Source organism: Streptomyces sp. NBC_01235, assembly GCF_035989285.1.
Classification (GTDB): domain Bacteria; phylum Actinomycetota; class Actinomycetes; order Streptomycetales; family Streptomycetaceae; genus Streptomyces.
On sequence record NZ_CP108513.1, the window covers coordinates 7,132,472 to 7,150,511 of the forward strand.

At 70.7% G+C, this 18,040-nt stretch carries 21 protein-coding genes; 16 read left to right on the forward strand and 5 right to left on the reverse strand.

Annotation, left to right across the window (positions count from 1 at the left end; translation table 11 throughout):
- The first annotated feature begins 19 nt into the window (after positions 1 to 19).
- Positions 20 to 610, forward strand: coding sequence for an isochorismatase family protein (locus tag OG289_RS32120; protein ID WP_327317542.1), 591 nt, complete (start codon positions 20 to 22; stop codon positions 608 to 610).
- Between the two features lie 86 nt (positions 611 to 696).
- On the opposite strand, the gene OG289_RS32125 is transcribed toward OG289_RS32120, so the two are convergent.
- Both OG289_RS32125 and OG289_RS32130 read right to left on the reverse strand, forming a co-directional pair.
- On the reverse strand, positions 697 to 1,953 hold the full coding sequence (locus tag OG289_RS32125) for a hypothetical protein (RefSeq protein WP_327317543.1): 1,257 nt from the start codon (positions 1,951 to 1,953) through the stop codon (positions 697 to 699).
- Positions 1,954 to 2,055: 102 nt separating this feature from the next.
- Entirely contained in the window at positions 2,056 to 2,565 is a 510-nt protein-coding gene (locus tag OG289_RS32130; protein ID WP_327317544.1) for a SigE family RNA polymerase sigma factor, read from the reverse strand.
- A 119-nt stretch (positions 2,566 to 2,684) separates the two neighbouring features.
- Between OG289_RS32130 and OG289_RS32135 the strand changes: the two genes are divergently transcribed.
- Both OG289_RS32135 and OG289_RS32140 read left to right on the forward strand, forming a co-directional pair.
- Positions 2,685 to 3,065 (forward strand): hypothetical protein, encoded by a 381-nt coding sequence (locus OG289_RS32135; protein WP_327317545.1) that lies wholly within the window; start codon positions 2,685 to 2,687, stop codon positions 3,063 to 3,065.
- Between the two features lie 135 nt (positions 3,066 to 3,200).
- Positions 3,201 to 3,701 (forward strand): hypothetical protein, encoded by a 501-nt coding sequence (locus OG289_RS32140; RefSeq protein WP_327317546.1) that lies wholly within the window; start codon positions 3,201 to 3,203, stop codon positions 3,699 to 3,701.
- Positions 3,702 to 3,728: 27 nt separating this feature from the next.
- Here OG289_RS32140 and OG289_RS32145 read toward each other — a convergent pair whose 3' ends face one another.
- Positions 3,729 to 3,920 carry a hypothetical protein gene (locus OG289_RS32145; protein ID WP_327317547.1) on the reverse strand — a complete coding sequence of 64 codons (192 nt, stop codon included), beginning with the start codon at positions 3,918 to 3,920 and terminating at the stop codon, positions 3,729 to 3,731.
- A gap of 10 nt (positions 3,921 to 3,930) precedes the next feature.
- Positions 3,931 to 4,782, reverse strand: a complete 852-nt coding sequence (locus OG289_RS32150; protein ID WP_327317548.1) for a helix-turn-helix domain-containing protein — start codon at positions 4,780 to 4,782, stop codon at positions 3,931 to 3,933.
- A 238-nt stretch (positions 4,783 to 5,020) separates the two neighbouring features.
- On the opposite strand from OG289_RS32150, the gene OG289_RS32155 reads away from it, so the two are divergent.
- Positions 5,021 to 5,515, forward strand: a complete 495-nt coding sequence (locus tag OG289_RS32155) for an ATP-binding protein (protein ID WP_327317549.1) — start codon at positions 5,021 to 5,023, stop codon at positions 5,513 to 5,515.
- Positions 5,516 to 5,838: 323 nt separating this feature from the next.
- On the opposite strand, the gene OG289_RS32160 is transcribed toward OG289_RS32155, so the two are convergent.
- The gene (locus OG289_RS32160) at positions 5,839 to 7,530 is read right to left on the reverse strand and encodes a chitinase (protein WP_327317550.1); all 1,692 of its coding nucleotides are present in this window, start codon (positions 7,528 to 7,530) and stop codon (positions 5,839 to 5,841) included.
- A gap of 261 nt (positions 7,531 to 7,791) precedes the next feature.
- Here OG289_RS32160 and OG289_RS32165 point away from each other — a divergent pair, with 261 nt between their 5' ends.
- The 12 genes from OG289_RS32165 (at position 7,792) to OG289_RS32220 (ending at position 18,026) form a co-directional block, all read left to right on the forward strand.
- Positions 7,792 to 8,661, forward strand: coding sequence for a hypothetical protein (locus OG289_RS32165; protein ID WP_327317551.1), 870 nt, complete (start codon positions 7,792 to 7,794; stop codon positions 8,659 to 8,661).
- Positions 8,662 to 8,735: 74 nt separating this feature from the next.
- Positions 8,736 to 9,443, forward strand: coding sequence for a Flp pilus assembly protein CpaB (gene cpaB / locus OG289_RS32170; protein WP_327317552.1), 708 nt, complete (start codon positions 8,736 to 8,738; stop codon positions 9,441 to 9,443).
- Positions 9,444 to 9,456: 13 nt separating this feature from the next.
- On the forward strand, positions 9,457 to 10,713 hold the full coding sequence (locus tag OG289_RS32175; protein ID WP_327317553.1) for an AAA family ATPase: 1,257 nt from the start codon (positions 9,457 to 9,459) through the stop codon (positions 10,711 to 10,713).
- A gap of 59 nt (positions 10,714 to 10,772) precedes the next feature.
- Entirely contained in the window at positions 10,773 to 11,102 is a 330-nt protein-coding gene (locus OG289_RS32180; protein ID WP_327320867.1) for a pilus assembly protein, read from the forward strand.
- Between the two features lie 133 nt (positions 11,103 to 11,235).
- Positions 11,236 to 11,550, forward strand: coding sequence for a TadE/TadG family type IV pilus assembly protein (locus OG289_RS32185; protein ID WP_327317554.1), 315 nt, complete (start codon positions 11,236 to 11,238; stop codon positions 11,548 to 11,550).
- A 16-nt stretch (positions 11,551 to 11,566) separates the two neighbouring features.
- The gene (locus tag OG289_RS32190; protein ID WP_327317555.1) at positions 11,567 to 12,904 is read left to right on the forward strand and encodes a CpaF family protein; all 1,338 of its coding nucleotides are present in this window, start codon (positions 11,567 to 11,569) and stop codon (positions 12,902 to 12,904) included.
- A 5-nt stretch (positions 12,905 to 12,909) separates the two neighbouring features.
- Positions 12,910 to 13,854 carry a type II secretion system F family protein gene (locus OG289_RS32195; RefSeq protein ID WP_327320868.1) on the forward strand — a complete coding sequence of 315 codons (945 nt, stop codon included), beginning with the start codon at positions 12,910 to 12,912 and terminating at the stop codon, positions 13,852 to 13,854.
- A 17-nt stretch (positions 13,855 to 13,871) separates the two neighbouring features.
- Positions 13,872 to 14,759: a DUF5936 domain-containing protein gene (locus OG289_RS32200; protein ID WP_327317556.1), complete on the forward strand. Its 888-nt coding sequence runs from the start codon at positions 13,872 to 13,874 to the stop codon at positions 14,757 to 14,759.
- Positions 14,760 to 14,782: 23 nt separating this feature from the next.
- Positions 14,783 to 16,297, forward strand: a complete 1,515-nt coding sequence (locus OG289_RS32205; protein ID WP_442819110.1) for a sensor histidine kinase — start codon at positions 14,783 to 14,785, stop codon at positions 16,295 to 16,297.
- A complete protein-coding gene (locus tag OG289_RS32210; RefSeq protein ID WP_327320870.1) occupies positions 16,297 to 17,085 on the forward strand; it encodes a response regulator transcription factor in 789 nt (262 codons plus the stop codon). The genes OG289_RS32205 and OG289_RS32210 overlap by 1 nt, the downstream gene beginning before the upstream one ends.
- Positions 17,086 to 17,193: 108 nt before the next feature.
- On the forward strand, positions 17,194 to 17,430 hold the full coding sequence (locus OG289_RS32215; protein WP_327317557.1) for a hypothetical protein: 237 nt from the start codon (positions 17,194 to 17,196) through the stop codon (positions 17,428 to 17,430).
- Positions 17,427 to 18,026, forward strand: a complete 600-nt coding sequence (locus OG289_RS32220) for a pilus assembly protein TadG-related protein (protein WP_327320871.1) — start codon at positions 17,427 to 17,429, stop codon at positions 18,024 to 18,026. The genes OG289_RS32215 and OG289_RS32220 overlap by 4 nt, the downstream gene beginning before the upstream one ends.
- Positions 18,027 to 18,040 lie beyond the last annotated feature (14 nt).

An 18,040-nucleotide genomic window follows, 5' to 3' on the forward strand; every position in this document is an offset into this window, starting at 1 on the left:
TAGGAGAGGTGCCCTTGCCGTGGCTGTGACCGTGCTGGACGCCAAGACCGCGCTCGTGCTGATCGACCTCCAGGCCGGCACGCTCGCCGCCCCCACCAAGCCGTACCCGGCGGCGGACGCGGTGGCCCGTGCCGCCGAGCTCGCCGACGCCTTCCGCGCCGCGGGCGCCCCCGTGGTGCTGGTGCGCATGGCCACCTCGCCCGACGGCGCCGACGCCGTGCCCGGCCGCAGCGAGGCCGCCCGACTGGCCGGCGGCCGCTCCCGCCCCTACGACCTCGGCCCCATCGCCGAACCGCTCACCGGCCACGACACGGACATCCTCGTCACCAAGCGGAACTGGGGCGCGTTCCACGGCACCGACCTCGACATCCAGCTGCGCCGCCGGGGCGTCACCCAGATCGTGCTCGGCGGCATCGCGACCAGCCTCGGCGTCGAGTCGACCGCCCGCGCCGCCCACGAGCACGGCTACCACGTCACGTTCGCGGTCGACGCGATGACCGACATCAACGAGGACGCGCACCGTCACAGCGTCTCCTACCTGTTCCCGCTGATCGGCGAGCCGGGCACGACGAAGGAGATCCTGGCCCTGCTGGCCACCGCCCGAGCCTGAGCCCGGGCGGCCTGAGCCTGCGCCGGAGGGCCAGTCCACCTTCGTCCCTCGCCCGTCTGTCCCTCGGCCCTCAGGCCTGTCGCCTCTCAGTCCTTGTCGCTCAGCCACCGCGGGCTGAGCGCGATCGCCCGCAGCTGTTCGATCGTGAGGGCGGGCTTCGCGCGGGTCGCCGCCTTGCCCTGCTCTGCGGCGTTGAAGGCGGTGATGACCACGCGCAGACCGCTCTTGCGCATGGTGTCGACGGTCCACTCCACGGCTCCCGCCCCGCCCTTCTCGGCCGGCCCCTGCTGGACCGCGACCCGCGTGCCGTCGGCGAGGGTCTCGGAGCCGGAGCCGTACAACTGGTCGGCGACGTCGGACATGTCGGGCTGCACGTTGACCTGGACCAGGCTCCTGCCCTTGCCGTCGTCGACGACCATGTAGCCGTACCCGGTCTCCTGGCTGCCGTACGAGACGCGCTTCAGGTCGGACGGCAGCAGGAGGCTGAGCTTGCGCAGGATGAGCCAGCCGGCCATCTCCGCGGGCCGGGTGGACGAGCCCGTCGCGGCGGTCGGCTTCTTCTCCTTCGGGATGGCGTCGATGATCCGGCGCCACTTCGAGGCCGCGGCGAGCGTCTTCAACTGGGCGGTCGTCAGCGGGGGTTCGGGACGGCTGACCGGCTTCCCCTTCTCCGCCGGGGCGTTCCACTCGATGACGCTCACGTGCTGCCCGGCCGGGGTGACCAGGTCCGCTCCCCACGCCTTGGTGTCCTCGCGGCGGTCGGGATACTCGTAGCCCTGGTAGACGGTGACCGCCGACCCGTCGGGCAGGAGCTCCGTCCTGCAACTGTCGAGGCCCGACTGCCCGCCGTCCGCGCAGGGCATCACGGCCGTGGACGGATTGAACTCCCCCGTGTCCGTCGGGACCCGGTCCAGACCCACGGAGACGGCCGCCTCGCCCTTGCCGTCGTCGAACACGCCCACCGCGAGCGGCGGCAGGTCCTCGCCCGTGCCGCGCGCCTCCGACTTCGTGAACTTCCCCTTGGGGAGGAGCTGTTGGAGCGTGCGGACCACCTCGTCGGCGGAGTAGGTCTTCGGCCCGGCGCTGCCGGTGGCGGCGACGGAGGAGGGCTTCGGGGCGGGCGTACCGCCCCACGGCACCAGCAGCGCCCCGCCCACCCCCACGAGGGCGAGACTCGCCGCGCCCCCGGCGACCGCGGCCCTGCGCCGCAGCCGCATGCGATGTCCGCGTGCCTGACCGGCGGCGGCGAGCGCGCCGCCCGGGTTGTCGAAGGTGCCGCCGGCCTCGTGCAGGGCGGCGGAGAGCCGCTCCTCGAAGGGATCGCTGTGCTGATCTACGGGCATGGTGAACCACCGTTTTCCGCGAGGGATGGATTGAACTCGGGTAGTGGGGAGGGCAGTGGCAAGGCGGAGGCGAAGTGACGTACAGAGGGGAGCCGGGTGGGCTCAGGGTCTGGCGTACTCGCTCATGTCCTCGCCGAGCAGCTCCCGCAACCGCCCCAGGGCCCGCGAGCACCGCGTCCGCACGGCCGCCGAGCTCGCGTTCATCGCGTCGGCGGTCTCCTCGACCGAGCGGTCCTCCCAGTACCGCAGGACCACGACCGCCCGGTCCTTGGCGGGCAGCCGCCCGAGGGCCTGCATCAGCGTCAGCCGCAGCGAGGTGTCGGTGCCGCCGCCGTCGGGCACGTCGGGGAACACGTCCACGGCCTGCTCGCGGCTGCTGCGCCTGCGCTGGTGGGCGAGGAAGGCGCGGGTGAGGACGGTCTGCGCGTACCCGGCCGGGTTGTCGACCCGGGACACCCGTCCCCAGCGGACGTACAGCCTGCCGAGGGTCTCCTGAACCAGATCCTCGGCAAGGTGCGTGTCTCCGGCCGTGAGCAGACACGCCGACCGGTACAGATGCCGGGCCCGCGCCGCCGCGAACTCGGCGTACTCGTCCGCGCGGACCTGCCTCATGAGTGTTCCCCCTGCGTCGGTCGGCGTGCTGCCCTCATCTCTTTGATGCAGTGGGCCGCGGAAATGTTTCAGAGGAGACCGAAAGTGGGCGCACAGCCGCCGCCGGGTAGGTTTCGGCTGTGACAGACCAGCCGTCGACTCCGCCTCCACCGCCCACCCCACCGGGGTTCGGTCCGCCCCCGCCGCAGTACGCCCCGCAGACGGGCCCGCCGCAGCCCGGCCCGGAGTTCCTGGCCGTCGACAAGCACAACTCGGTCGTCGTCGACGCGGCGGGCGTCGCCTTCGAGATGTACGACATCACGGTCGACTTCCCCTGGCCCGAGATCCGCAGCGTCCACTACAAGGCGAGCCCCGACGGCAAGGCCCTCATGGTCGCCGTCGTCCACGTGGACGGCAGAGTCTACGAGTGCGTGGTGACGGCGAAGCCGAGGGAACGCCTGCAGGGCTGGTTCGCACAACTGGCGTGGGTGCTGGGGTACTACCGGCCGACGGGGTACTGAGCAGTGGAACCCGAGCGGAGTACGCCGGGCGTGCCGATTACGGGGCCTGCCCGCCACCACGACTCAGGGCGCTGGCTGGCCCAGCTCACAGGCCGAATGCTCGTGGTCTGCCCGCGATGCGGTGGCCGTGCGCTGGTGGTTCCCCGTCCCGGTCTCCCCGAACCCAGGTACTACAGCGAGCTGTTGTTCCAGCCGCGCCGTCTGGCGTGCGCCGCATGCGGTGCCGTCGCCGACCGGGACCCCGAGATGCGAGGTGCCGGGCTGGTCGGCGCGGTGCCGGGCGGCAGCGAGGATCCGTTCTTCCGACGGCCACTGTGGCTGCAGACCCGCTGCGTCGGCCACATCCTGTGGGCGTACAACGAGGAGCACGTGCACGAACTCTCCGCCTACGTCGCCGCCCGGCTGCGCGAGCGCGGCGCATCCCGTCCGACGACGGCGATGTTCGCGCGACTGCCCCCGTGGATGAAGAGGTCGGACAACCGCTCCGAGATCCTGGCCGGCCTGGAGACCCTGCGAGCGCTGGCGGAGCGCTCGGCACCGGCCGACCGTTCCGACGCGGCGCATGAACGCGGTGACCGTCCCCGCCTGCGCCCGAGCCTGTACTTCAGGGGCGGCCCATATACGGGAAGCCCCTGAAGAGCCCACGGAAGTCCTCGGGAGCTCTCAGAGCAGGTGGTCGGCCTTGCCCGCCTTGATGTCGAGAATCATCGTGCGGAGCGCTTCGCGGGAGTCGGTGAGGTAGGCGTCCTCGGCGCCGGCTATGGCGATGTAGGCGTTGCCGGTGGGGTCGGTGCCGAGGCGGAAGCAGGCCGATCCCTCGGCGCAGAACGGGTCTTCCCACGTGATGTCGGACATGGTCGTCTCCTCAGAGCTGGCTGGCGATGTCCTGGATGAAGCCGTACGACTCCGCAGGTGACAGCGCACGTTCTTCCATCCAGTCCAGTTGCGTTCGGTACTTGGACAACTGGGCTTCCTGGTACAGGAATTCCGGTCCATGGGTGCTGTCGATCTGAACGGTGTCCAGTCGCGGCACCGGTCCCTCCAGGTAGACCACGGTCTGCCCGGCTCCGGGGAACGAGCCCGCGTCGAACGGAATGACGCGCAAGGTCACGTGAGACCGCTCCGACGCGGCGAGCAGATGCTCCAGCTGACCTCGCGCGACCTTGCGCCCACCGAACTGCATGCGCAGCGCGGCCTCGTGGAGTATTCCGACGTACTCCGTGGGCGCGTCGCCCTCCAGAACTCGCTGACGCTCCAACCGGTGTGCGAGCCGCAGTGCGACCTCGTGCTCGGGTAGTGGCGGCAGTGCAGCCTTGAAAACGGCCTGGGCGTGGTCGGTGGACTGCAGCAGCCCGGGCATGTGGATCAGGTGCACGCTGCGGATCCGTACCGCGTGGTGCTCCAGCTCGGCGATGTCGAGAATCCCGATCGGAAGGCTGCCCCGGTACTTCTCCCACCAGCCCCGCTCGGTGGGTTGGGCCATCTCGACCAGGGCGTCGACGTAGGCCTCGTCGCCGCAGTCGCAGTTGCAGGCCAGGGTGCGCAGTCGCTCGGGGCTGATGGCGCGGGTGCCCGACTCGATGTTGGAGATCTTGCCTCGGTCCACACCGAGCAGCCCTGCTGCGTACTCCCCGGTCATGCCGACAGCGGTGCGCAGCCTCCGTACCTCCGCCCCGAGCCTCTTCTGACGCTCGGTCGGAGACGTCCTCGCGGCCATACGGTTCCTTCCTCGAAGCCGGAGTCACCCTATCGGGGCTGTGTTCTCCCAGTGGTGGGGCAACATAACCCCCCATGCCTTACATTCGGTAATGCACAAGCTACACACCGCATTTGGCAGTGCACCGCGCGAGCCTGCCCGCACGCTCCTTCCCTGGGAGGGGTGGGCCGCGCCAGGGAGACGAGCCACCGACTGCGACCGCGAACACGAAGACGAACGCGAACACCAAGGAGCCCCCATGCCTCTCTCCCGCTGTCCCGTCGCCCCCACGTTCCCTGCCGACTTCACCGCCCCCGTCCCCGAGACCCTTGCCTACAGCCTCACGCTCCCCGCGGCCCTGGCGAGCCCCGCCCTCGCGAGGGCGACCACGCGCGAGGTGCTGAACGCCCACGGCCTGCACGACATGCTGGACCCGGCGCTACAAGCGGTGGGCGAACTGACGGCAGTGGCAGCCCAGTTCACGGAGTCCCCGAACTTCTACCTCTCCCTCCGCTACCGAGCCGACACCCTCCGAGTGATCGCCTACGACAGCCACCCCCGCCACACCCACCCCCACCTCGCCACAGCCTGCGACACCCGCCGCCGAGCAGCCCTCCGCGTCCTGGCCTGCGTCTGCCGCGCCTGCGACGGCAGCTGGGGCTTCGGCGAGGCCCATGAACCCTGCGGCGGGACGCGCATGTGGGCGCGGCTGCCGAGGGTGGGCGCGGGGGTGTACGGGGCAACAGCGTCGTAGGTCCTCGCGCTGTTGCGGCCCCTGGAGACAGGCGTCAGCCTCTAGCCGCAATGTCACTCACGTGTCGGCGCCCCGCAGCCACCGAGCGATGTCGATGTCCTGCCCGGTCGATGAATCCGGTCCTGATGATTCTGAGATGTCACTGTGTGCGGAGGGACGCGTCGAAGACGTCCTGCGGCGGGGCGATTCCCTTTCGCGCCCGCCGCACCACGTCGACCAGGTCGGCCGCGTCCCCCTCCGCACTCATGTTCTCCAAGATCACATGAGCCGGTTTACCGAAGGCAACGCGGCATCACGCCATAGCCCGCACTGCCCGCACAGCGCTACGCCAACCCGTGCACATGCGGACCCACCGCGCCCGACCACGCGTTCCCCGCCGCAGCGTCCCAGTTCGTCGACCAGGTCATCGCGCCGCGGAGGTCGGGGTATGTCCTCGACGGCTTGAAGGAGCCGCAGTTCGTGCCTCGCGTCAGGCAGTCGAGGGCGTTGTTAACCACTGTCGGAGACACGTACCCGCTGCCTGCCCCCCTCGTCGAGGCCGGCAACCCCAATCCCACCTGGGACGGGGACAGTCCGCCCTCCAGCTGAATGCAGGCGAGGGCCGTCAGGAAGTCCACGGACCCCTGGCTGTACACCTTGCCGTCGCAGCCCAGCATCGAACCGCTGTTGTAGTACTGCATGTTGACGACCGTCAGGATGTCCTTCACGTTCAGCGCGGTCTGGAAGTACGTGTTGGAGGTCGACTGCATGTCGATCGTCTGGGGCGCCATCGTCAGGATCAGCCCCGGCCCGGCCTTCCCCGACAAGGTCCGCAGCGCCTGGCTCATGTACGTCGCGTTCAGACCGTTCTCCAGGTCGATGTCCACGCCGTCGAAGCCGTACGTCTGCATCAGCGTGTACACCGAGTTCGCGAAGTTCGTCGCGGACGTCGCGTCGCTCACCGACACCGTGCCGTTCTGGCCGCCCACCGACACGACGACCTTCTTGCCGGCCGCCTGCTTCGCCTTGATGTCCGCCTTGAACTGGTCCACCGTGTAGCCGCCCAGGCCGGCCGAGTCCAGGGTGAAGGTCACGGCGCCCGGCGTCGTCGTCGCGTCCGCGAAGGCCACGGCGATGATGTCGTACTGGGGGGAGACGTCCGAGATGCGTTGGACCGTCGCGCCGTTGTTGAAGTTCTGCCAGTACCCGGTCACCGCGTGCTTGGGCAGGGAACCGCCCCCGCCCCCGCTGCCGGAAGTCGTCGTCCCCGTCACGGCCGTCGACTTCACCGACTCACCCGCCGCGTTCGTCGCCGTGACCTGGAAGCTGAACGACGTCGAGGCCGCCAGGCCCGTCACGGTCGCCGACGTTCCCGTCACCGCCGTCACCTTCGTGCCGCCACGGTAGACGGAGTAACCCGTCGCGCCCGACACCGCGTTCCAGGACAAGGACACCGAGGACGACGTCGTGGCCGACACCGTCAGGCCGCTCGGCGCGCTCGGTGTCGTCGGGGTCGGGTCGCCGCCTCCGCCGCCGTCCGGGCCGTACACCGAGACGTCGTCCGCGTAGTACGCCGCCTGGCCGTACCAGCCGTGCGTGTACACCGTCACGGAGGTCGTGGACGCGCCCGTGGTGAAGGTCGTCGACAGTTGTTTCCAGGACGACGAGTCCGGAGTCCATGTCGAGGCGTCCGTCGTGCCCGTGCCGGTCACGCCCAGGTAGGTGTAGCCGCCCTGGACCCAGGCGCTCAGCGTGTAGGTGGAGTTGGGCTTCACCGTCACCGTCTGGGTGCACTGGGCGTTGTCCTGGCCGGCCGGGGTCGCCTTCAGCGCCGCCGCGCCGCCGTGCACGGGGGAGGAGACGGTCGTGCCGCTCGCGGCGGAGCACGTCCAGTTGGTCAGGCCCGACTCGAAGCCGGCGTTCTTCGCGTTGTTCAGGTCCGCGGCGGACGCCTGAGCCGCGCCCGTCAGGGAGAGGGCGAGGGTGGCGGTCACCGCTCCCGCCCAGAGCCGTTTCGCTCTTTTGATTGGATACATGACAACACGTTGGTCCAGACCAATTCCGTTGTCAAGGAGTCCGGTTGTGGAGGGCCCGTAGAGGCCGGTGGAAGGTCATGGGTGCGTAACCTGCCCCGGTTTGCTGCGACTTGCGCGCGGAAGAGTTTCCCGGCCGTCACGGAAAGCTGTTCTCCGGCCACAGGGGCGTGGATACAGTGCTGAGGTAGTCACGCAATGAAGTCACCTCGGTGCGCCGGAGTAACGCCGGTGGGCCGGACCGCGGGAATCGGGGAGCTGCGCGTGCCAACTGCCATTGCCGTGACCGGAGCGGACCTGGCGCTGCCGCCCCAGGACGAACGCACGATGCCCGCAGCCGTCCTCGCCGACCTCGACCGGCAGCCGCTGGAGCGGGCCCTCGCCGCCGTCCAGACCCTTCTCGAACAGTACGGGCATGTGATCGTCGTGTACTCGCGGGCCGTGCCCGCCGCCGTGGAGCAGCGGCTGCACACCATCCGCTCCCTCCTGGAGAGCGACCGCATCGCGCTGTTCCGTCCCGAACTCCCCCCGCTGGCGGTCGCCGTGCTCGCCCGCCAGTTGCGTCAGCTCGCCTCCTGCGACCTCGGCCCCGGCGTCCTCGCCGCCGCGGGCCGGCTGCTCACCCACTATCTCCACGCGGGCGCGCTCCTCGGGTCCGTGGCCCGCCTGGACCGCGTTCCGGTCGTCGGCCTGAAGTCGCATGCCAGGTCGTGGGTTCCGGGTAGTCAGTTCGGTGTGCTGGCGCATCCGCAGGCGGAGATGGTGAAGGCGGGTCCCGAAGTGGCGCTCCCCGGGCCCGAGTTCGGCACCTGGATGCTCGTGGCCCGCGGGCAGTTGCAGTCCGACTGGGTCACCGACACCCTCGCCCCGGCCTGGAAGGTGCAGGGGCTGCGGGAGACGGTGCTGCCCGCCGAGTCCGCCGAGTGGTGGGGCACCGGCAGGGCGATCGAGTTCTGCGGCTACCTGCCCGACCTCTCGGTCCTCTACCAACTGGTCACCTCGGTCCGGCAGAGCGTCTGCCACTGGTGCGGTATCGACGTCATCGGTGACCGCTGCGTCTTCTGCTCCGCCACCCCGCCGCCCGCCTCCGAACTCACCGCCCGACCCGCCCGCGCGCTCACCGCGGGCGGCTGACACAGCGTGACCCGCTTGACCTGTAGGCCTGTTCCCGTCCGCTCGACCCGACCCCCAACGAGGTTGTACGGCTCATGAACTCCCGTCAGCGCCGCGGCGTGATTCTCCTGCTTCTGTCGGTGCTGTGCGCCCTCGCGGCCTTCGCCGGCGTCCTCTCCGTCATCGACGACGTGAACTCCAAGGTCGGCCCGGAGGTCACCGCGTACGAGCTGCGCTCCGACGTGGCGCCCTACACCGCCCTGAGCGCGGACCAGTTCAAGAAGACAGAGATGCCGAAGCGCTGGCTGTCGGAGAACGCCGTGACCGATCTCGCCGCCATCCGCGGCAAGATCGCCGTGACGACGTTGAAGAAGGGCTCGCTGCTGCAGAGCGACATGATCGTCGACCAGCCCGCCCTCCAGGCGGGGCAGCAGGAGGTCGCCATCATGATCGACGCGGCCACCGGTGTCGCCGGCAAGATCACTCCGGGGTCGTCGGTCAACGTGTACGCGACCTTCGAGGGCGCCCGCGCGACCGACCCGGACCAGTCGAAGATCATCGTCACCAACGCCCGGGTCCTCGACGTCGGCCAGATCAAGGCCCTCGATCCGGACGAGAGCAACCGGAACCGGACGGCCACCGACCAGGTCCCGATCACCTTCGCGCTGTCCACCCTCGACGCCCAGCGCCTCACCTACGCCGAGTCGTTCGCCAAGCGCGTCCGCCTCGCCCTCGTCGCACCCGGCGGCGACACCACGGTTCCCGAACAGGACCGTACGTACGAACTCAGCACGGACAAGTGAGAGGCCGCCGCCCATGCCCACGAGGATCCTCCCGGCCGTCGGCGACGCGGACGCGGTCCGTTCCCTCACCACCCTGCTCAGCCAGCTCCCGGACGCCGAACCGGTATCCCCGGTCTCCGACTCCACCCAGCTCGTCGACACTCTCGCCCGCCTGGCCGCCGAGTCGGTCGACGAACTGCCCGAGGTCGTCGTCGTCCACGAACGCATCGGCCCGGTACCGGCGTTGGAACTCGTCCGCGAGGTCGCGCTGCGTTTCCCCGCGGTCGGCGTCATCCTTGTCACCACCGACGCCGGCCCCGGTCTCTTCGCCGCCGCCATGGACTCCGGCGCCCGCGGCCTGGTCACCCTGCCGCTGAGCTACGAGGATCTCGCGAGCCGCGTCCAGGCCGTCGCCCAGTGGTCGGTGGGCGTACGACGCCATCTCGGCCACGGCGGCGACGTGTTCACCGGCGTCGGCGGCACCGTCGTCACCGTAAGCGGCGCGAAGGGCGGTGTGGGCGCGACGCTCACGGCCGTCCAACTCGCCCTCGCCGCCCAGGCGTCCGGCCGCCCGACCGCGCTCGTCGACCTCGACCTCCAGGCCGGTGACATCGCCTCCTACCTGGACGTCCAGTTCCGCCGCTCGGTCGTCGACCTCGCCGCCATCACCGACATCTCGCCCCGCATCCTCGCCGAGGCCGTCTTCCGCCACGACAGCGGCGTGGCCCTGCTGCTCGCCCCCGGCGAGGGCGAACGCGGCGAGGAGGTCACCGACCGCGCCGCCCGCCAGATCATGGGCGCCCTGCGCTCCCGCTACGAGGTCGTCGTCGTCGACTGCGGCGCCCAGCTCAGCGGGGCGGGCGCGGCAGCCGTCGAACTCGCCGACCGCGCCCTGCTCGTCACCACCCCCGACGTCGTCGCCGTCCGGGGCGCCAAACGCACCGTCCGCATGTGGGACCGGCTCCAGATCCGCAAGGCCGAGGAGACGACCGTCGTCGTCAACCGGCACACCCGCGGTACGGAGATCCAGCCCCCGCTCATCCAGAAGATCACCGGCACGGCCCTCGCCGCGACCACGGTCCCGGCGAACTTCAAGGAGCTCCAGGCCGCGGTGGACGCCGGCCGCGTCGACGCCCTCGACGGCAAGGGCACCGTCCGCCAGGCCCTGTGGGCGCTCGCCGGTGAACTGGGGCTGGTCAAGGCGCCCGAGGGCGCGCTGGTGCGCAGGGGCGGGGGACGGGCCCGGGGCGGGGACCGGGGCGCGGTCGGGTTCCGGCGGCGGAGGGAGTGAGGTACGTGAAAGGGCGTCTCACGAAGGACCGGGGCCAGGTCACCATCGAGTTCCTCGGCATGACACCGCTGATCATCGTGACCCTGGTGGTGGTGTGGCAGTTCGTCCTGGTGGGGTACACGTTCACGCTCGCGGGGAATGCTGCCGACGAGGCGGTGCGGGCGGGCACGGCGGCGCCTCCGGGGGAGCGGCAGGGGGTCTGTCAGCAGAAGGGCCTCGACAAGCTGGGCGACGCGTGGAAGGGGAACGCCGAGGTGGACTGCGGCGGTACCGGCTATGTGACGGCCGACGTCACCCTCCACGTTCCCGTCCTCTTCCCCGGACTGATCGACTTCCCGTTCCCGGTGCACGGTCACGCGGGCGCCGTAGAGGAAGAGGACGGCGACTGAGATGGCGTACGGACGCCGCGCACGAGCACGGACAGGGTTACGAGCACGGACAGGGTTACGGGCAGGGGCAGGTTTACGGGCAGGGGTACGGGCACGGGCAGGGGCACGGGGACGAGCGCGCGACCGGGGCCAAGTGGCCCTGGAGTACCTCGGGTTCCTGCCGCTCCTCCTTCTGGTCGCGCTGGGTGCCGTACAGCTCGGACTGATCGCCTACGCCGCGCAGCAGGCGGGCACGGCGGCCCGGACCGGGGCCCGCAGCGCGTCCCTCGACGGGGACTACAACGCCGACTGCCAGCAGGCCGTGAGCAGTTGGCTGAAGGCGAGCTGCGAGCCCGCTTTCGCCGACGACGAGGTCCGGGTCACCTCCACCGTCACCATCCCGTCCGTCATCCCCGGCCTCGGGGACTTCGAGGCCCACAAGACGGCCACGATGCCGGTCGACCACTGAGGGAAGGGCATCCGACATGAGCCTGCGGGCACGCATCACCTCCCCCGAGGAGAATGGCGGCCGGAGCGAGGACGACCGGCTGGTCTCCTCCTACCGGGCCAAGCTGCTGGAGGAGATCGACCTCGCCGAGATGAGTTCGCTGGCGGCGGCCGAGCGCCGGGCCCGGCTCGAGCGGGTGCTGGGGCACATCATCAGCCGCGAGGGCCCGGTGCTGTCGACGGTGGAGCGCTCGCAGCTGATCCGCCGGGTCGTCGACGAGGCACTGGGCCTCGGCATCCTGGAGCCGCTGCTGGAGGACGCGTCGATCACCGAGATCATGGTGAACGGCCCCGACGCGATCTTCGTCGAACGCGGCGGCCGGGTGGAACAGCTCCCCCTCCGCTTCGCGTCGAACGACCAGCTGATGCAGACGATCGAACGCATCGTCTCGACGGTCAACCGCCGGGTCGACGAGACGAACCCGATGGTCGACGCCCGCCTCCCCTCGGGCGAACGCGTCAACGTGATCATTCCGCCACTGTCGCTCACCGGCCCCACCCTCACCATCCGCCGCTTCCCGCGCTCCTTCACCCTGCACGAGCTGATGGGCTTCGGCTCGCTGGACGAGCAGATGCTGTACCTGCTGGCGGGCCTGGTGCAGGCGAAGTTCAACGTGATCGTCTCCGGCGCGACGGGCACCGGCAAGACGACGCTCCTCAACGCCCTCTCCGGCCTGATCCCGGACGGCGAACGCATCATCACCATCGAGGACTCCGCGGAACTCCAGCTCCAGCAGTCGCACGTGATCCGCCTGGAGTCCCGCCCCCCGAACGTGGAGGGCAACGGCCGCATCACCATCCGCGACCTGGTCCGCAACTCCCTGCGGATGCGCCCGGACCGGATCGTGGTCGGTGAGGTCCGCGGCGGCGAGTCGCTCGACATGCTCCAGGCGATGTCGACGGGCCACGACGGCTCCCTGGCCACGGTCCACGCCAACAGTGCCGAGGACGCCCTGATGCGCCTGCAGACCCTCGCCTCCATGTCGGACGTGGAGATCCCCTTCGTCGCCCTGCACGACCAGATCAACAGCGCCGTGGACGTCGTCGTCCAGCTCACCCGCTTCGCCGACGGCGCCCGCCGTGTCACCGAGATCGCCCTGCTCGACAGCCACGGCTCGGAGCCGTACCGGCTGGTGACGATCGCCCGCTTCAACGCCCAGCCGATGACCGCCGACGGCCGGATCCACGGCGCCTTCGAGTACTTCCCCCTCCCACGCCGCACCGCCGACCGGCTCCACATGGCGAGCCAGCCGATACCGCAGGCGTTCGGGGTCGCGCGTGACGCACTCGAACTGACCACAAGGGAAGCCCGGTGACGCTGATGGACCTCGACACCCTCATCACCCTCACCACCGGCGTGGCCCTGCTGACCTGCGCCCTGGCCGTCGCCGGCCTGCACACCTACGCCCGGGGCCGGGCCCAGCGGGCGGAGCTGGTGGAACGCCTCTCCTACACCGGCCAGCTCCCGGGCACCGCCCGCCGACGCCGCTTCCGCAGCCTCGACCGCCGACTGCGCCGCACACAGACGGGCCGCAAACTGGAGCTGAAGCTGGCGGCGACCGGCCTGGACGTGACACCCGGCGAGTTCTTCGTCCACATGCTGGCGGCGGTGGCCGGTCTGTGGCTGGTCGGCCAGGCCACCCTGGCCCCCTTCTTCGGCCCGATCGCCGGCCTCCTGGGCGTCTGGGCGGCCTGGCAGTTCCTCAACTGGCAACGCCAGAAACGCATCGAGAGGTTCATCAACCAACTTCCCGAACTGGCCCGCATCCTGGCCAACGCCACCCACGCGGGCCTGGCACTGCGCACCGCGATCGGCATGGCGGCGGAGGAACTGGAGGCCCCGGCCGGCGAGGAACTGGCCAAGGTCGCCAACCAGTTGGCGGTGGGCCACTCCATGGACGACGCCCTGGCCGAACTCGCCGACCGCCTCCCCTCCCGCGAACTGGTCGTCCTCGTCACCACCCTGGTCCTCTCCAACCGTGCCGGCGGCCAGGTCGTCGGAGCCCTGCGCAACCTGACGGAGACGCTGGAGGAACGCAAGGAGACGCGACGGGAGGTACGGACACAGCTGTCGCAGGTGAACATGACGTCCTACGCCGTGCCGGTACTGGGGGTCGGGGCGTTGTTCCTCATGAACAGCGTCGAGGACGGCACGCTGGACCGCATGACGGGATCGCCCGTCGGCCAGGCCTGCGTGATCATCGCGTTCGGCCTCTACGCGGTCGGCTTCGTCCTCATCCGCCGCATGTCCCGCATCGACGTCTGAGCAGGGGGGAACCAGGGATGGAACTGCTGCTCGCACTCGCCGTGGGCCTCAGCGTCTGGGGCATGTTCGCCGGCATCCGCATGTACCGGGCCGAGGTGAAGCTGCCCAGCGACCTGGCGCTCGCCCTGGAGGTCGGGGCGACCCGCACCGGCGCCGTGGGCTCGGTCGTCGACCGCCTGGGCATGCGGTACGCACCCGCCGTCCTGCGGCTGATGGGCCCCAAGCAGGTCACCCGGTACCGCCGCAGGATCGACCTGGCGGGCAACCCGGGCGGCCTGACCATCGACCGCTACGCGGCCCGGCGCGCGGTCTACGGCGCGATCGGCGCCCTCGGCGCCTTCGCCGCCCTCCTCCAGGGCAGCTACTTCATCGCGCTCCTCATGCTCGCCTTCGGCGCGTTCTGGTCCGAGGTCGGCATCTGGTCCGCGATCCGGGTCCGCAAGGACGCCATCGAACGGACCCTGCCGGACTTCCTCGACGTCCTGGCCGTGGTGGTGAGCGCGGGCCTCGGCTTCCGCCAGGCCCTCGACCGGGTGGCGTCCCGTTACGAGGGCCCGTGGGCGGACGAGATCCGCATCACCCTCCGTCAGATGGACCTCGGCGTGAGCCGCCGCGAGGCCTTCCAGGAACTGCGCCGCCGCAACGACTCCGAGCAGGTCGCCATGTTCGTCACCGCGCTCCAGCAGGGCGAGGAGCTCGGCGCGCCGATCGTCGACACGCTCGTCGCGATCGCCAAGGACATGCGCCGCACGGACGCGCAGAACGCCCGGCGCAAGGCCGCCCGCGCGGTCCCCAAGGCCACGCTGATGATCACGACGTTCATGGTCCCGGCGACGATGCTCCTCCTCGGCGCGGGCATGCTGCTCGGCTCCGGCACGGACTTCAGCTCGATCACGGGCGACTAGGGCGGGCGGTCATGACGGTCATCATGGAGACGCGGGCGGGGCTGTGGCGCCGTCGCAGCAGCCGCAGCCGCCGCAGTGAAACCGACGGGTGGGCAACCGAGGGCGGCGCAACCGAGGTCGGTGCAACCGAGGGCGGCGCAACCGCGGTCGAGGCCCCCATCCCCCTCCAGGTCAACGCCCTCCAGGCGATGTGCCGCCAGGTCTTCGGCTTCCGGCTGGCCATGATCGCCGTCGCCGCCCCCTCCGCCCTCCTCAACGCCGCCCCGGGCATGAGCGTCCGCCTGGTGGGCGCGGCCGTGGTCGTCACCTTCATGGGCTCCTACGTCCTCTTCCGCGACTGGGAACGCTTCGGCCCCCTCCTCCTGCGCCACCCCTCGCTCCTGGCCGCGGACACCCTGTTCGGCACCCTGCTGCTGATCTCGGCGGGCCCGGACACCACGCTCGCCTACGTCAGCGTCTGCACCCCGCTCCTCGCCGGCATCGTCTACGGCTGGCGGGGCGCCGCCTGCTTCGCCTCCCTCCAGTCGCTGATCCTGCTGCTGGTCCACGCGACCCTCGTGCGGGAGTCGGGGGTGGGCCTGGCCGAGAGACTGCTGCTGCCGGGCTTCTGCGTCATCACCGGCGCGGTCGGCTCCGCCCTGCGCCAGCTGATGCTCCGCTTCGGCGTGGCCACCCAGGCCCTGACCACCGTGAAGGCCAGGCTGGCCGTCACCGAGGCGGTCGCCGCCGAGCGCGCCCGGCTGGCCCGCGAGATGCACGACTCGGTGGCCAAGACGCTGCACGGCGTGGCCCTCGCGGCGGACGCCCTGGCCCATTCGGCGGGCTCACCCGAGATGGACCCGACCCGCGTGCGCCAACACGCCGAGCTGGTGGCCCGCGCCGCGCGCCGCGCCGCCGCCGAGTCCCGCGAACTCCTCACCGACCTCCGCCGCGAGTCGGACCCGGCGCCCGGTACCGACTTCCTGCCCGAACTGGCGACTGCTGCCGACGACTTCGCGCAGCGAACCGGCCTGCCGGTCACGTACCACCGCCCCACCGACGACCCGTCCTCGCCCTCGCCCTCGCCCTCGCCCTCGCCCTCGCCCTCGTCCTCGTCCTCGCCCTCGTCCTCGTCCTCGTCCTCGTCCTCGTCCTCGTCCTACGACGGGACGACGCTCCCCGTCCCGCCCGCCGTGGCCCGCCAACTCCTCACCATCACCTCGGAGGCCCTGGAGAACGCCCACCGCCACGCGGCCCCGACCCACGTCGAGGTACGAGCGGCCGTGACCGGCGCACTCCTGACCCTCAGCATCCGCGACGACGGCCGGGGCCTCCCGCCCGGCACCACCCTCGAACAGCTCCGCCGCACCGGCCACTTCGGCCTGGTCGGCATGGTGGAGCGGGCCGCCTCCGTCGGCGCCCGCCTCCGCATCGGCCCGGGCCCCGACTCCCGGGGCACCGAGGTGCGCGTGGAACTCCCCCTGGCCGCGCTCGCCCCGTCGGCCACCACGACTCCTACGACTTCGCGCACCGCCCCTTCACGAGAGGAGGCCGCATGATGCCGGACCGACCGCCCCACCCCGACGCCCTGCAGCCGCTCTTCCCCCCACCGCCCCGGCCCGAACCCGTGCGCGTGATCGTGGCCGACGACAACCCGGTCGTCCGCGCGGGCCTGACCGCCCTCCTCTCCGGCCGGGAGGACCTCACGGTCGTCGCGGAGGCCGCCGACGGCCGCGAGGCCTACGAGTCCGCCCTTCGCCACCGCCCCGACGTCGTCCTCCTGGACGTCCGCATGCCCGGCGTGGACGGCCTGTCCGCCCTACCCCACCTGGCGCGGATCGCCCGCGTCGTGATGCTGACGTACAGCCACGAGGCCGAGATCGTCCAGGAGGCGCTGCGTGGTGGGGCGGGGGGCTATCTGGTCCACGGCGAGTTCACCGTGGAGGAACTGGTGGCGGCGGTGCGGGACATCACACGGGGCCGGGCCCACTTCACCCCGACGGCGGCGACGGCGGTTCTGGCACACCTCCAGAACGGTGCGACTGCACACGTAAAAGCGGACTCGACACCCCTATTTTCCCTGACTTCCACGGAACGGCTTTCGCAGTTGCAACCAACTGTGGGACAGTCGACGTCGGGAGGCAGGGAGAGGTTCCCGCTCAGCGCGAGGGAGGCGGAGATCATGGACCTCATCGCGTCGGGCATGAACAACCAGCAGATCGCCGCCACCTGCTTCATCAGCGAGAAGACGGTCAAGAACCACATCAACCGCATCTTCGCCAAACTGCACAGCAGCAGCCGCTCCGAGGCCGCGGCCAAGTGGCTGGGTACGGCGGTGACTTCATGAGACCCCGCCGAATTGCCGACTGGGCCCGGGATTGGGCCCAGGGACCCTTCTCCGAGGCGGCCGCACGGCCTTACGTTGCCGGTCACGCCACCAACGGAGAGGAACGCCATGAGCGACCTGCTGCTCAAGACCGCCGTCGCGGCCAGGGTCCGGGTGAGCGGCTGGACGAACACGACCGTGAAGGCCGTACGACGCCGCGCCGACAGCGACAAGGGGCAGACCGCGGTCGAGTACCTGGGCATCATCGCGGTGGTGGTGGCGATCGTGGTGCTGATCGCGAACACGAACCTGGGCGCGACCATCGTCAACAAGCTGACGGCTCAGATCGCCAAGGTGGCTCCCTGACACGAGTCCGCAGGTACGGCGACGCAGGGCAGGCCTTCCCCATCTACATCACGGTGGTGGCGGGCCTGCTCTTCCTCGCGTTCGCGTACTTCGCGGTCGGCCAGGCCGCGGTGAACCGCAACGGCGCCCAGACAGCCGCCGACGCGGCGGCACTGGCGGCAGCGCAGGAGACCAGGGACCAACTGGCGGGCTTGTGGGCCGAGGACGTTCTCGACCCGACGAAGTGGCAGGCCATCTTCGATGGCGTCGGAGCGGATGGCGACACGTGCTGGCGCGCCTTCGAGCTCGCCGCGCAGAACGATGCCAGCGTGGACGACTGCCAGCCGGACGGTCTCCGGTTCAGAGTCGACGTCCAGACGAACAAGTCGGCGGGGGACTCCGTAATCCCCATCACGAGCACCACACGGGCACACGCCTCTGCCGTTGCCGTGATCGAGTCACTGTGCACGTTCGAGCCGCCGGGCGAGGACGCGGAGGACGACGTGCTGCCGAGGCTCACCTGCGATGACGGGGAGGACTGGGATCTGGACCCGAAGAACCTCACCGATCTGCCCGGACCCGAGGACCTCTTCGACGTTCACCTGGCCACTGGCTGACGTGCGAACGACGA